Raw genomic sequence first — 12,603 nt, 5'->3', positions numbered from 1 at the left:
TGCTTTAGCGGCGTCTGATTAGCGGCAGGCCTGCGAGGGTCAGTACAGCGAGGGCTGCTGGTTCGGGGACGATGTTATATTGCAGGTGGTCGACGGTGAGGTTGTTGAACCCGCCGGGTGAGCGGATGGTGAAGCTCTCGATGCCGGCTGCGTTGATGGCTCCGAAGAAGTGGTCTTCGGCGGTTCCGCCGGCGAAGGAGTTGTCGCTGATCTTGATGGGGCCGATGACGCCTAGTGAGACGTCGCCGGGGCCAAAGAACTCGACTTGGGTGGAGGCGCTTTGGCTGCCGTCGGTCCAGACGATGCCGGCGTGGGTGGGCAGGCCGCCGAGTGCGGCTGCATCGAAAGTGAAGGTGTATCCGAGGTTGTCGGTGCCGATGTTGTTGCTGGCTTCAGAGAGTGCGAAGCCGTCGCGACCGAAGCCGTCGATCACGCCGTCATCGCCGTCGACGGAGTCGGTGTTGATGGTTCCGCCGTCGACGGCGAGGGTTCCGCCTGCGTTGCTGACCGCGGTGACGCCGGGTGCGTTGAAGAGCTGGTCTTCGAAGTCTTCGAGGAAGATCTGGAGGCCTGATCCATTGAAGGGGCTGTCCGCAAAGGAGAGGTAGGGGGTGGGGCCGAGCAGCGTGGCTGCGTGGAGGCTCGTGGTGGCGGCCAGTGCGGCGGCTGCGGTGACTGCGAGGGTCTGCTGATTGAACACTGAGGTCTCTCCCATGCGATGATTGTTTGCTTAGATATTTAGCCACAAGGTTTTACAGGTTGCAAATCAATCGTTCCGGGTTGTGACTCTGGGCAATTTTGATTCAGTTCGGTGCGGGCCAGCCGTCGAAGACGAAGCGGCCGTCTTTGGAGATGACTTCGCCGTCGACGGTGATGGTGCCGCCTGCGGATTCGACGCCACCGTTTTCGGGTGAGCGGAGGTCGCAGACCATGTCCCAGTGGAGGCCGGATTTGTTGGTGTTGCCGGTTTCGGGGTAGCCCTCGCCGACGGCGGCGTGGAAGGTGCCGCCGATTTTCTCGTCGAAGAGAGTGTTTCGGGAGAACTCGGTGATCGAGTAGTTGGTGCCGATGGCGATTTCGCCGAGGTTACGGGCGCCGTCGTCCTGGTCGAGCATGGCGAGGAGGTAGGCCTCGCCTTTATCGGCGGTGGCTTTGACGACGCGGCCGCGCTCGAAGGTGAGTTCGACGCCTTCGCAGGCTCGGCCGTTGTAGACGGCGGGGAAGGAGTAGCGGACGACGCCGTTGACGCCGCCGTCTGCGGCTTTGAGGTTGGGTCCGGTGAAAACCTCGCCGTCGGGGAAGTTGGATTCGCCGCAGCAGTTGACCCAGGTCATGCCATCGACATCGACGTGGAGGTCGGTGCCGTTGGCGGCCTGGAAGTGGAGGTGTTTCTTGCCGGTGAGGTAGTCGGCGAGTTTTTGCTGGCGGGTCTTGATCTGCTTCCAGACTTCGGCGGGGCTGGGGGCGTCGAGGTGGCCGGCGGAGAAGACGAAGTCTTCGTATTCGGTGAGGGACATCTCGGCGTCCTGGGCGGAGGCGAGCGTGGGGTACTGGGTGCCGACCCAGCGGAGGGGCTTGACGCCTGGGTAGTCCGCGGGTTTGTCGTGGGCGGCGGCGCGGGTGAGGAACTTTTCGAAGACGGGTTTGCGTGCGGAGGAGGCTTTGCCGAGGCGTTTGGGATCGACGCGGCTCTTGGAGCGTGTGTTGGTGTCGGCCCAGAGGCCGATGGAGACGTCGATGGTTTCGATTTCGTGGAGGGCGAGCGGGCTGACGTAGCCGAGCTGTACTTCGGAGGCGTGGGCGAAGAAGAGGTCGTCTATGGAACCGGGTGCGAGTTTGACGTAGGGGTGGGCGCCGGCTTTGAGGCATTGCTCGTAGATGGCTTCGATGAGCGGGAGGCCGACGGGATCGCCTGATATGCGGACGATCTGGCCTGGCTGGACCTCTGTCGAGTAATGGACCATGACTTCGGCGAGTTTGGTGAGGCGGGGGTCGCGCATGGTGGGGTCCTGGGGGGGTTAGCTTCGGTTGATGCGATCGTACACGGCCGGGTGCTGGACTTCCTGCAGTGGGGTCTTGCGAGAGCGTGGGGGTGGGCTTAGGGTGGCGGTTGATGACTGAGTCGCCGGATGCCTCGGACAACGAGCAGGCGCGTCTGGCCGCAGAAGCGGCGCAGAACCCGGCTGGCGTGAGCGGGATGGACTGGCGGCCCCTGGGTTCTGAGCTTGGTCAGCGACTTATCGATCAGTGTGAGCATCGGCTGCGGGATCTTGCGTGGTTCCGGACTGACTGGCAGCGGGGCGGTGCTCTCACGGGTTATGCGAATTGGGTGGAGCCTGACTGTGATCCCGTGCCGGTGGTGGTGAAGCTGCCGGTGCCGCCTCGTGAGCGGTTGTGGATGCGTCGGCTGCAGCGGTACAGCGATATTGCGCCGCGTTTGTATGCCGACGGTGACATGGTGGGTGGTTACGACCTGGCGTGGGTCATTATGGAGCGGCTGGAGCACGGGCCGCTGGGGAGTTCGTGGGGTGGGGCGGAGTTTGATCTGCTGATTGAATCGGCGGCGCGTTTTTATGTGGCGACTTATGACATCGAGGTAGCGGCGTCGCAGGTTGAGCCGGAGCGTGACTGGCTTGATCTGCTGGAGCGGGCTCGGAAGAAGGTCAGGGATGGGGCGATTCCCGAGGCGGATCGGTGGAAGGCTGCGTTGAAGGCTTCACGGAAGCAGGTTGAGACGTGGGGGGCGACCTGGGCGGAGCGGCCGGCGGCGGGGTGGTGTCATGGCGATCTTCATCTGGGCAATGCGATGACGAGGCAGCCGGCGCCGGAGGGGCCGGCGTTGCTGTTTGATTACGCGAGGGTGCATCCGGGTCACTGGTTGCGGGATGCGATCTACTTTGAGCATCTGTACTGGGCTGCTCCCGATCATCTGGGTGGGAGGAAGCTGTGCAATCAGCTGGCGAAGGAGCTGCGGAGCAAGGGTTTTGAGGTGGATGAGCAGTGGTCGGAGTGGGCGGAGGCGTATCGGGCGCTGACGGCGATGGTGGTTCCGCTGCGGTTGAAGGAGGAGGGGAATCCGGCTTACGTGCATGCGGCGCTGGAGTTGCTGGAGCGGCGGGTGTGAGGCTTGGGGGGGCAATCGGCCTAAGCTAGGGCGATGTCGCGAGAGCGTGTGAATCCGACGGCTTTGTTTTTTGTGCGTCAGGTTGCGCGCATGGCGATTTATGGGCCGTCCTATCCGGGAAGGCAGTTGTTCAGCACGCCTGCGCACTGGTTCGCGCGTCGTCGTGGGGCGGAGGTGGCTGTGGTGGAACTTGCGGATGGGGTGAAGACGCAGCTGATGCGGGTGCCGGCGGTTGAGGGTGTTCCCAAGCGGCCGCCGGTGTTGTTGCTGCATGGGTGGATGGAATTGAAGGAGATGCACCTGCCGCATGCGCGGGCGATGGCGCGGCAGGGGCATGACGTGCTGCTGTTGGATCAGAGGGGGCATGGCCGGTCGACGCGGGCGGCCTCGACGATCGGGGCGGTGGAGACGGATGATGTGAGCGTGGTGGTGGCGGAGGCGGAGCGGCGGGGTTGGCTTGGGGATCGGTACTGCTTGTGGGGTTTTTCGATGGGGGGTGCGGTTTCGATTCGTCATGCGGTGCGTGACCCGCGGGTGGTGGCGGTGGTGACGATTGCGCCTTATGCGGATCTGCCGATGGCGATCGAGACGTTTCGTCGGCGGATCCCGGCGATCGGTGCGGAGGTGGCGCGGGCGGCTTTTGAACAGGTGGCGGAGGAGGTTGGTTTCGAGTTGGCGTCTGCGGATCCATCGAAGGTGATTGGGGATCTTTGTGCGCCGCTTCTGATGATTGAGGGTGGGTTGGATAGCGCGCTGCCGGCGGCGTATCACAGCCAGAAGCTTGTCGGGCTGAAGAAGCATGGGCATGTGGAGACGCTGCGGGTGCCGTGGGCGAATCACTTCATGATCAGCCGTCGGATCTGGCCGAGTATTGATAAGCGAATCGCGGCTTTTCTGAGGCACTACACCGAGCCGGTGGCTGGTTAGTTGATGGCGAGTCGGGGGATGACTGGTGAGAGGCGGCAGAGGATCTCGTAGCTGTGGGTGCCGGCGAGTTTGGCCAAGCGGGGTACGGTGTTGGGGGCGTTTTTGTCGGCGGAGATGGCTTCGACGGTGGCACCAAGCAGGTGTTTGGGATTGCCGGTGAAGTCGGTGATGTCGATGACGACCTGGTCCATGTTGACGCGGCCGCGGACGGGGGCGTCGAGGTGTTGGCCGTCGGGCAGGCGGACGCGCATGGAGGCTTTGTTGGAGAGGGCGACGGGGTAGCCGTCGCCGTAGCCGATGGGGACGACGGCGAGTGTGCGGGGGGAGGGGGTGGTCCAGGTGGAGCCGTAGCCGACGGGGGTGTTGGCGGGGTAGGTGGCGACGTGGTGGATGGGTGTGAGCCAGCGGACGACGGGGGTGAGCGGGTCGGTGGTGGTGAGGCGGGGTTGGTCGATGAGGTCGTCGTACCCGCAGCCGCAGAGGCCGAGGCCGGGGCGGATCATGTCGAGGTGGTAGGCGGTGTCGCGGAGGCTGGCGTAAGAATTGGCGACGTGGCGCAGGGTGGTCTCAGGCAGGGGGGTGGTGGCGGCGAGGTGGTCGCAGGCACGGAGGTAGGCATCGAGTTGTTGCCGCGCGAAAGATGGGTCGCCATCGGCGGTGGCGAGGTGGGTGTGGAGTCCGGCGAGTCCGACCGAGAGGCTGGCGAGGACCCGGGTGACGGCGGTTTTGAACCCCTGGGCGTCGAAGCCGGATCGGCTCATGCCGGTGTCGAGGTAGATGTGGACGCGGAGTTTGCGGCCGACGGCTTTGGCGGCCTGCTCCAGATCGGACAGTTGTTCGAGTGTGTGGAGGGTTGGTTCGAGGCGTCCTTGTTGGGCGGCGTGGCGGAGCGCCGAGTCGGCTGGCAGGCGGTCGATGGGTCCGAGGGTGATGATGGGGATGTCGGGGGCTGTGGTCAGGAGGGCTTCGGCTTCGTCGGCCGAGTAGACGGCGAGGGCTTCGACGCCTTGGTCGAGCAGCGTGGGGACGACCTGGTCGATGCCGAGTCCGTAGGCGTCTTTCTTGACGACGGCGGCGATGCGGCCGTTGGGGGCCAGCCGGTCGCGGAAGGCCTTGAGGTTGGCGCGGAGGGCGGCGCGATCGACCTGGATCCGGCTCTGGGTGGGAGCGAGCGTTGGGGGGTCGGGTGTTGGCTGGTGAGGGTCGTCGGGCACGGCCTTCTTGTACCACGGCGGGTGAAACCGCTACGATGTTCGCAGAGGCGTGCTCCCCGTTGCAGCCTTCCCATTGGCAGCAACTCTGGTGTAGTCAGATACTTATGAGTGATTTGTTTGATGAATCGGTACGTTTTGCGGACCTCGGTCTCAGTGACGAGATCCTGGCTGCGCTCAGCCGTAAGGGTTTTGAGCATCCGACGTTGATCCAGGCGCAGCTGATCCCGCCCATTCTCAAGGGCAAGGACGTGATGGGTCAGGCGAAGACGGGCAGCGGGAAGACGGCTGCGTTTGCGTTGCCTGTGATCGAGAAGGCTGATCCTGAGATTCCGATGCAGGCGCTGGTGCTGGCGCCGACGCGGGAGCTGGCGGTGCAGGTGGCGGGTGAGATCGAGAAGCTGGCGGAGGACACGCCGATCAAGGTGTCCTGCATCATCGGCGGGGAGTCGATGCGTAAGCAGCAGCAGTCGATGGAGGCTGGGGGTCACATCATCGTGGGGACGCCCGGGCGGATCATGGACCTGCATGGCCGGCGGCAGCTGCGTTTTGACCGGATCCGGTTTGCGGTGCTGGATGAGGTCGATCGGATGCTGGACATCGGCTTTCGTGATGACATCCGGCAGATCCTGAAGCAGTGCCCTGATGAGCGTCAGACGATTTTTGTTTCGGCGACGATCAGCGAGGACATTGAGCGGCTTGGCCGGCGGTTCATGAAGGAGGACGCTGAGAAGATCGTGACGGTCGGCAGTTCGCTGACCGTGAGCATGGTCGACCAGAAGTACTTCTCGGTGGAGCCGTGGGACAAGCGGACGCTGCTGCTTTACATGATCCGGCAGGAAAAACCGGAAACGACGGTGGTTTTCTGCAAGACCAAGGCGACGGTGCACAAGGTCACGCAGTATCTGCGTGAGAAGGGGGTGGCGGTACGGGAGATTCATGGGGATCTGCATCAGTCGAAGCGGACCAAGGTGATGAATTCGCTTCGGCAGAAGCAGGTGGATGTGCTGATCGCGTCGGACCTGGCGGCTCGGGGGTTGGATATCGATCACATCACGGATGTGGTGAATTATGACCTGCCTGAGGACCCCGAGGTGTATATTCACCGGATCGGGCGGACGGCGCGGGCCGGTCGGCGGGGTCGGGCGTGGAGCTTTGTGACGCCTGAAGAGGGTCAGCGCCTGACGGACATCGAGAAGCTGTCGGGGGCGTTGATTGAGCCGATCAGCTACGAGGGCTTCAAGCCGGGGCCGATTCCTGCGGGTGTTCAGGCGGAGCGGGATCAGGCCAATCGGACGCCTGAGAAGGCGGATCGTGGGCCGGTTGATCCGAATGCGCTGAGTCCTGAGCAGCTGGCGGTGATGTTCCCGGGCGGGGTTGTGCCCAAGGGCAAGCCGGTGGCTCGGCTCGGTTCGCGCCTTCGTCGTCGGGGTCGCTGAGGTCCCGGATCGGGTTGATGTTGGCCGCCGGCCTGTCGGTTCGGCTTTGGCCGTTGCTCGCTGGCCTGCTATCCTCCCCAGCCCATGGCAAACAGCAGAGAACTCAAATCGCGTATGAAGGCGGTCCGCAACATCCAGCGGATCACCAAGACGATGCAGATGATCGCGACGGCGCGCTTCCAGGCGATGCAGCGTCGTGCGACCGAGGCCAAGGCGTACACCCAGCGGATCGAGGCCATGGTTGGCCAGCTGGCCGCGAGTGTGGCGACGTCGGGGGAGATTACGCATCCGCTGCTGGCTGAGCCGAGTGCTCCGGCCGGTCGTGAGCTGCTTCTGATCGTGACTTCCAACCGTGGGCTTTGCGGCGGATATAACGCCAACGTTCTGCGGACGGCCCAGCAGTACCTGCGGGCGGCGACCAAGCCGATCGAGGTGGAGCTGATCGGGAAGAAGGGTCAGGCTTACTGCAAGTTCAACCAGATCGATGTGGCGTCATTTCACGATCAGATCGGGGATACGCCTGAGTATCTGACGGTGGAAGCGCTGGCCAACGACTACATGGAGCGTTACGAGGCGGGGGCGTTTGACCGGATTCTGGTGGCGTCGATGCGTTTTGAGACGATGTCGCGGCAGACGCCTCAGATCTCGCAGTTGCTGCCGATCACAAGTGTCGATGCGGGTGAGGAAGCGGCTGCGGATGCGGCGGCGGGGCCATCGGCGATCTACGAGTATTCGCCCGACCCGGAGGAGCTGCTTGCCGAGTTGCTGCCGGTGACGGTGCGCACGGCGTTGTTCCAGCGGCTGAACGAGGCGGTGGTGAGCGAGCAGCTGGCGCGTATGGTGGCGATGAAGTCGGCGACGGATGCTGCTGGGAAGATGGGCAAGAGCCTGAAGCGGATGTACAACCGCGCCCGGCAGACGCAGATCACGACCGAGCTGACCGAGATCATCAGCGGCGCTGCTGCTCTCGGCTAAACGGCTTTCAGGAGCCCGGCGATGCCCCTTTCTACGGGCTCTGGGTCTGCAGCCACGCGTTACGCGGCCTTCGGCATGGAACTGGCCGGAGGCGTGGTCGTTCCGATTGTTATTGGTTTGTATGTTGATCACGCCTGGGGCACGACGCCCTGGGGCTTGCTGGCGGGTGTGGCGATTGGTGTGATTTCCGGCGGGCTGAGCCTGACCAAGCTCGTCGTCAGGGTGCAGCGGGACAACCGTCGAAGCGAGCAGGACCGGTCATGACACAGCCCCCTTCAGAACAAGCAAGCGAGTCTGGCAGCGCTTCGGCTCCGCCCCCGCTGGCTGTTGGGCTCGAGCATGGGGTTTTCTATCTGTCGCTGACGACGACGCTGGGGGCGGGGGTGTCGGCTCTGATTGGTTATCTGGCGGGACAGCCCGGCTGGCTGCCTAGCCTGCTGAGCGGGTGGGTGGTTTGTGGGGTTGCGGCGGCTCTGGCCTGGGTGCTGATTGCTTTGCCGGACCGTGTGAAACCGGGGTCGGGCGTGCCGATGATGGCCCCGATACTCGCGACGACCGTTCGTCTGCTGGTTTCGGTGACGGGGGTGGCGGTGATTCTCGAGGTGACGGCTTTGCCGCGTTTGCCGCTGATTCTCACGGCCTTGGCGGCCTATCTGGTGCTGATGGCAGCCGAGGCGTACTTGTTGTACCTTACTCGGCCCGTTCCCAGCGAGCGGTGATCCACTCCACGGAGATTGCGACGGCGATGATGGTTACGACGCTGCTTGCGGCATCCAATCCACTTGAGAGTGTTCTGCCGAAGGACATTTTTGAGATCGGTGGTTTCACGATCACCAACCACCTGCTGATGGGCACGTTTGCGGCCGTGCTGGTGGCTCTGGTGGCCTACTGGTTCGCCGGGCGGATGCGTCGGAGCGGGACTGATGCCGAGAGCTACGTGACGAAGGGCTCGATCACGCAGTTGTTCGAGACGATGTGCGAGTTCATTCTTGAGAATGTGGCGCGGCCGAATCTCAAGCATCTGACCGAGAAGTACATCCCGTACATCTGGACGGTGTTTTTCTTCATCCTGACCTGCAATGTGCTGGGGATGGTTCCGATTGGGTACTTCGCCAAGTCGGTGGCTTTGCTGGTGGGTGCCGAGGACCCTTACTTCTGGGGCAAGTTTGGTGGTACGGCGACGAGCAACCTGTCGCTGAACGCCCCGCTGGCGCTCTGTTCGTTCATCGCGATTTTGTACATCGGGATCCGTGAGACGGGCCTCAAGCATTTTCTGGCTCACTTCAACCCGCTCGGCTGGAACGACCCGAAGATGCTGATCGTGGGTATCCCGCTGTTCTTCCTCGAGTGGCTCGGTCTGCTCATCAAGAGTGTCGTGCTGGCCGTTCGTTTGTTCGGGACGATGTTGGCCGGGCACCTCGTGCTGGCGGCGCTGGTCGGGATGATTTTTATTTTCGCTCAGGATTACGACGCGACGGTGGGGTACGGCGTCGGGATCGGGGTGGTGTTCCTGAATTTTGCGCTGTCGCTGCTGGAGCTCTTCATCGCGTTCCTGCAGGCGTTCATCTTCACTTACCTGACGACCTTGTTTATTGCCATGACCGCAGTCACGGATCACGATCACCACGAGGACCCGCTCGAACATGAGCACGAGCTCTCGCGGAGTGAGACCCGGGCGGCGACCCAGGCACTGACCCCTTAAGCACTCAAACCCTGAAGGCCGCCGATCTGGAAACTCGGGGCCGTCCGTAGACAAAGGAGCGATTCGAAGATGCTGGAACAGATTCTTATGCTGGCTCAGGAAGCCGGAAGTGGCCTTTCGACCATGGGGCAGGCCATTGGCATGGGCCTCGCGATCATCGGTGCGGCGATCGGTATTGGTCGGATTGGTGGCAGTGCGGTCGAGTCGATTGCTCGTCAGCCTGAGGCCAAGGGTGACATTTTCACCAACATGATTGTTTCGGCCGCTCTGATCGAAGGTGTGACGGTCATCGCGCTGGTGCTCACCCTCGTTCTGTCCTTTGTTTGATCCTGAAGCGATCGATCTGACGGAGTCCTTATGAACGCTGTTGCGAACCGGATCATCGGCCTGGGGCTGGCGGCTACGGCTTCCATTATGTGGATGCCTTCGGTTGTTCAGGCCGCCAGTGAGTCGGACGACGCGAAGGGCGAGACGCCTTTTCTGTTGAACGTCGATACTGGTTCAGCGGTCTGGAACCTGATCGTCTTCCTGCTGCTGTTTACCTTCCTTTACAAGGTGGTCTGGCCGCAGGTGCTCAACGGGCTGAAGGCTCGTGAGCAGAAGATGCGTGATGATCTTCTGAGTGCCGAGAGCGCGGCGAAGGAAGCGGCGCTCAAGGCCGACGAGCTGAAGCAGCAACTGGCCGAGGCCAACCGTGAGGCTCAGCGGATCATCGATGAGAGCCGGTCGGAAGCTCAGCGGGCTGCCGCAGAGATTAAGGCTTCTGCCGATGCCGAACTGGCGCAGGTGAAGGCCCGTGCCGAGGCGGACATCCGTTCGGCGAAAGAGCAGGCTGTAGCCGAGATCTATGATCGGACCGCGGAGCTTGCCACTCAGGTGGCGGGCAAGATCCTTCAGCGTGAGATTTCCGCTGATGATCAGCGTCAGCTCATCGATGAGTCGTTGACCCGGCTCAAGGATCAGGCGCAGCGTAACTGAAGCATGACGCACGGCCTTGCCGCCGTGGGTTTGGAGAGACTTGTACGTGGCACAGACCACCGACGTAACAATCGACGCCGTAGCCCGGGTCTATGCGCAGTCTCTTCTGGAGATGGCCGAGGCCGCGGGGGAAGCCGCGGGCGTGGTCGAGCAGATGCAGTCGCTGCAAGGGCTGCTGGCCGATCGTGAGGGTCTTGGCAGGCTTCTGGATGGTCATGCGTTGGGAGCACCGGAGCGAGCGGGTGTGATTGAGCGTGTGCTCAAGCCTCACGTGCACGATCTGGTTTACCGGTTCATCCAGGTGCTGAACCGGAAGGATCGGCTTTCGGATCTGCGGGGTGTGATCGCTTCGCTGAGTCAGCAGTACCGGGCGAGCATGGGAATTGAAGATGTGACTGTGACGCTGGCTGTCGAGCCGGATGACCAGTCCCGTCAGTTGCTTGAGCAGAAGTTGGGCGAGGCGCTTGGCAAGCAGATCGCTTTGACCACGAAGGTGGATCCTTCGCTGATTGGGGGGATGGTGACGCGGATCGGCGATCAGCAGATCGATGCGAGCGTTGCGACCCGACTACGAAAAATGTCACACCGGATGATGGATGCCGGACGCGTTCAGGCGCGTCAGACCGCGTAGGTGTAGAGCCACCAGGAAAGCAATCAAGAGATGAAGATCAATACCGACGAGATCACCAGCGTTATCAAGCAGGAAGTCGAGCGTTACGCCACCGAGCTTGAGGTCTCACAGGTTGGGCAGGTTGTGGAAGTCGGCGACGGGATCGCCCGTATCTACGGCCTCTCGCAGGTTCAGGCCGCGGAGATGCTCGAGTTCGACCTTGGTGACGGCACCTCGGTTCGGGGGCAGGCCCTCAACCTTGAGCAGGACATTGTCGGTGCGGTCATCTTCGGGGACTACCTGAAGATCAAGGAGGGGATGACGGTTCGTTCGACCGGTGAACTGCTCTCCGTGCCGGTTGGCCCGGGTCTGCTGGGGCGTGTGGTCAATGGTCTGGGTGAGCCGATCGATGGCAAGGGTCCGCTTCAGAACGTCGAGATGCGGAAGGTCGACATCATCGCGCCGGGCATTGCCGCCCGTCAGCCCGTGACGCAGCCGATGCAGTTCGGTGTCAAGGCGGTGGATGCGATGATTCCCGTGGGTCGTGGCCAGCGTGAGCTGATCATCGGCGACCGCAAGACCGGCAAGACGGCGGTGGCGGTCGACGCCATCATCAATCAGAAGTCGACCCATCAGGAAGGCGCGAAAGACGGGCCGGTTTACTGCGTGTATGTGGCGGTGGGGCAGAAGGAGTCGACGGTGGCCGCAGTCGTTGATGCCCTTCGTGAGAACGGTGCTCTTGAATACTCCGTGGTGGTTTCGGCGGCGGCGTCTGACCCGGCTCCGATGCAGTACATCGCGCCGTATACCGGTTGTGCGATGGGCGAGTACTTCATGTGGAAGGGCGAGCACGCTTTGTGCGTGTACGACGACCTTTCGAAGCAGGCGAATGCCTACCGGCAGCTGTCGCTGCTGCTGCGGCGCCCGCCTGGTCGTGAGGCTTATCCGGGTGACGTGTTCTATCTCCACTCTCGGCTGCTGGAGCGTGCGACCAAGCTCAGCGATGAGAATGGCGGCGGTTCGCTGACGGCGCTGCCGATCATCGAGACGCAGGAGGGCGACGTTTCGGCGTACATCCCGACCAACGTGATCTCGATCACCGATGGTCAGATCTACCTGGAGCCGGAGCTGTTTTTCGCGGGTGTTCGGCCGGCGGTGAACGTGGGTATCTCCGTGTCTCGTGTGGGTGGTAACGCTCAGATCAAGGCTATGAAGGAAGTGGCGGGTTCGCTGCGTCTGGACCTTGCGTCGTACCGTGAGCTTGAGGCGTTTGCGCAACTCGGCACGGATCTCGACAAGGCGACCCAGCGGCAGCTGGATCGCGGGGCGCGGATGGTGGAGCTGCTGAAGCAGCCGCAGTACCAGCCCATCGATGTCATCGATCAGGTCATCCAGATCTTTGCCGGCTCGAAGGGCTTCCTCGACGATCTGACCAACGAGCAGGTCCCGCATTTTGCGGAAGACCTGGTCCGGCACTTTATGGGCCCGGGCAAGGCGCTTCGCGACCGTCTGGTCGAGGAGAACACGTTCAAGAAGGGTCTGGGCGAGGAGTTCAGCTCGGCCATCGAGAGCTTCAAGTCGGGGTGGCAGCCGCGGGGCTGACCTTCAACAGAAGCTAGAGCCATCGCGGAGCCACC

General features: G+C 62.7%; 14 protein-coding genes. 11 read left to right on the top strand and 3 right to left on the bottom strand.

Annotated elements, in window-relative coordinates; translation table 11 throughout:
* Window positions 1–4: 4 nt before the first annotated feature.
* Both ACQZAB_RS02620 and ACQZAB_RS02615 read right to left on the bottom strand, forming a co-directional pair.
* On the bottom strand, window positions 5–715 hold the full coding sequence (locus ACQZAB_RS02620) for a hypothetical protein (RefSeq protein WP_428386838.1): 711 nt from the start codon (window positions 713–715) through the stop codon (window positions 5–7).
* Window positions 716–803: 88 nt separating this feature from the next.
* The gene (locus ACQZAB_RS02615) at window positions 804–2,000 is read right to left on the bottom strand and encodes an aminopeptidase (protein ID WP_428386836.1); all 1,197 of its coding nucleotides are present in this window, start codon (window positions 1,998–2,000) and stop codon (window positions 804–806) included.
* 113 nt (window positions 2,001–2,113) lie between these two features.
* Between ACQZAB_RS02615 and ACQZAB_RS02610 the strand changes: the two genes are divergently transcribed.
* On the top strand, window positions 2,114–3,124 hold the full coding sequence (locus tag ACQZAB_RS02610) for a phosphotransferase family protein (RefSeq protein WP_428386834.1): 1,011 nt from the start codon (window positions 2,114–2,116) through the stop codon (window positions 3,122–3,124).
* A 33-nt stretch (window positions 3,125–3,157) separates the two neighbouring features.
* Window positions 3,158–4,051, top strand: a complete 894-nt coding sequence (locus ACQZAB_RS02605) for an alpha/beta hydrolase (protein ID WP_428386832.1) — start codon at window positions 3,158–3,160, stop codon at window positions 4,049–4,051.
* Here ACQZAB_RS02605 and alr read toward each other — a convergent pair.
* A complete protein-coding gene (gene alr / locus ACQZAB_RS02600; RefSeq protein WP_428386830.1) occupies window positions 4,048–5,265 on the bottom strand; it encodes an alanine racemase in 1,218 nt (405 codons plus the stop codon). The genes ACQZAB_RS02605 and alr overlap by 4 nt on opposite strands.
* A gap of 104 nt (window positions 5,266–5,369) precedes the next feature.
* On the opposite strand from alr, the gene ACQZAB_RS02595 reads away from it, so the two are divergent.
* The 9 genes from ACQZAB_RS02595 (at window position 5,370) to atpA (ending at window position 12,568) form a co-directional block, all read left to right on the top strand.
* On the top strand, window positions 5,370–6,701 hold the full coding sequence (locus ACQZAB_RS02595) for a DEAD/DEAH box helicase (protein WP_428386828.1): 1,332 nt from the start codon (window positions 5,370–5,372) through the stop codon (window positions 6,699–6,701).
* A gap of 84 nt (window positions 6,702–6,785) precedes the next feature.
* A complete protein-coding gene (gene atpG, locus ACQZAB_RS02590; RefSeq protein ID WP_428386826.1) occupies window positions 6,786–7,676 on the top strand; it encodes an ATP synthase F1 subunit gamma in 891 nt (296 codons plus the stop codon).
* Window positions 7,677–7,697: 21 nt separating this feature from the next.
* Window positions 7,698–7,940, top strand: coding sequence for an AtpZ/AtpI family protein (locus ACQZAB_RS02585; protein ID WP_428386824.1), 243 nt, complete (start codon window positions 7,698–7,700; stop codon window positions 7,938–7,940).
* Window positions 7,937–8,395, top strand: coding sequence for a hypothetical protein (locus tag ACQZAB_RS02580; RefSeq protein ID WP_428386822.1), 459 nt, complete (start codon window positions 7,937–7,939; stop codon window positions 8,393–8,395). Before ACQZAB_RS02585 ends, ACQZAB_RS02580 begins: the two co-directional genes overlap by 4 nt.
* Window positions 8,392–9,378, top strand: a complete 987-nt coding sequence (gene atpB, locus ACQZAB_RS02575; RefSeq protein WP_428386820.1) for a F0F1 ATP synthase subunit A — start codon at window positions 8,392–8,394, stop codon at window positions 9,376–9,378. Before ACQZAB_RS02580 ends, atpB begins: the two co-directional genes overlap by 4 nt.
* 69 nt (window positions 9,379–9,447) lie before the next feature.
* Window positions 9,448–9,705, top strand: coding sequence for an ATP synthase F0 subunit C (atpE, locus tag ACQZAB_RS02570; protein WP_428386818.1), 258 nt, complete (start codon window positions 9,448–9,450; stop codon window positions 9,703–9,705).
* Between the two features lie 30 nt (window positions 9,706–9,735).
* Window positions 9,736–10,356, top strand: coding sequence for a F0F1 ATP synthase subunit B (atpF, locus tag ACQZAB_RS02565; protein WP_428386816.1), 621 nt, complete (start codon window positions 9,736–9,738; stop codon window positions 10,354–10,356).
* A 46-nt stretch (window positions 10,357–10,402) separates the two neighbouring features.
* The gene (gene atpH, locus ACQZAB_RS02560) at window positions 10,403–10,987 is read left to right on the top strand and encodes an ATP synthase F1 subunit delta (protein WP_428386814.1); all 585 of its coding nucleotides are present in this window, start codon (window positions 10,403–10,405) and stop codon (window positions 10,985–10,987) included.
* A 30-nt stretch (window positions 10,988–11,017) separates the two neighbouring features.
* Window positions 11,018–12,568, top strand: coding sequence for a F0F1 ATP synthase subunit alpha (gene atpA, locus ACQZAB_RS02555; RefSeq protein WP_428386812.1), 1,551 nt, complete (start codon window positions 11,018–11,020; stop codon window positions 12,566–12,568).
* Window positions 12,569–12,603 lie beyond the last annotated feature (35 nt).

This window comes from Mucisphaera sp. (assembly GCF_965279675.1).
GTDB lineage: Bacteria > Planctomycetota > Phycisphaerae > Phycisphaerales > Phycisphaeraceae > Mucisphaera.
Note: the sequence above shows the minus strand (reverse complement) of the source record. Positions and strands in the feature narration are given on the sequence as shown.

Bases quoted from the DNA above. Each gene is read 5' to 3' on its own strand.
- ACQZAB_RS02595 (WP_428386828.1), top strand. From the start codon at position 5,370: ATGAGTGATTTGTTTGATGAATCGGTACGTTTTGCGGACCTCGGTCTC.
- ACQZAB_RS02620 (WP_428386838.1), bottom strand. From the start codon at position 715: ATGGGAGAGACCTCAGTGTTCAATCAGCAGACCCTCGCAGTCACCGCA.
- ACQZAB_RS02580 (WP_428386822.1), top strand. From the start codon at position 7,937: ATGACACAGCCCCCTTCAGAACAAGCAAGCGAGTCTGGCAGCGCTTCG.
- ACQZAB_RS02605 (WP_428386832.1), top strand. From the start codon at position 3,158: ATGTCGCGAGAGCGTGTGAATCCGACGGCTTTGTTTTTTGTGCGTCAG.
- atpG (WP_428386826.1), top strand. From the start codon at position 6,786: ATGGCAAACAGCAGAGAACTCAAATCGCGTATGAAGGCGGTCCGCAAC.
- ACQZAB_RS02585 (WP_428386824.1), top strand. From the start codon at position 7,698: ATGCCCCTTTCTACGGGCTCTGGGTCTGCAGCCACGCGTTACGCGGCC.
- atpF (WP_428386816.1), top strand. From the start codon at position 9,736: ATGAACGCTGTTGCGAACCGGATCATCGGCCTGGGGCTGGCGGCTACG.
- atpE (WP_428386818.1), top strand. From the start codon at position 9,448: ATGCTGGAACAGATTCTTATGCTGGCTCAGGAAGCCGGAAGTGGCCTT.
- ACQZAB_RS02610 (WP_428386834.1), top strand. From the start codon at position 2,114: ATGACTGAGTCGCCGGATGCCTCGGACAACGAGCAGGCGCGTCTGGCC.
- atpA (WP_428386812.1), top strand. From the start codon at position 11,018: ATGAAGATCAATACCGACGAGATCACCAGCGTTATCAAGCAGGAAGTC.
- ACQZAB_RS02615 (WP_428386836.1), bottom strand. From the start codon at position 2,000: ATGCGCGACCCCCGCCTCACCAAACTCGCCGAAGTCATGGTCCATTAC.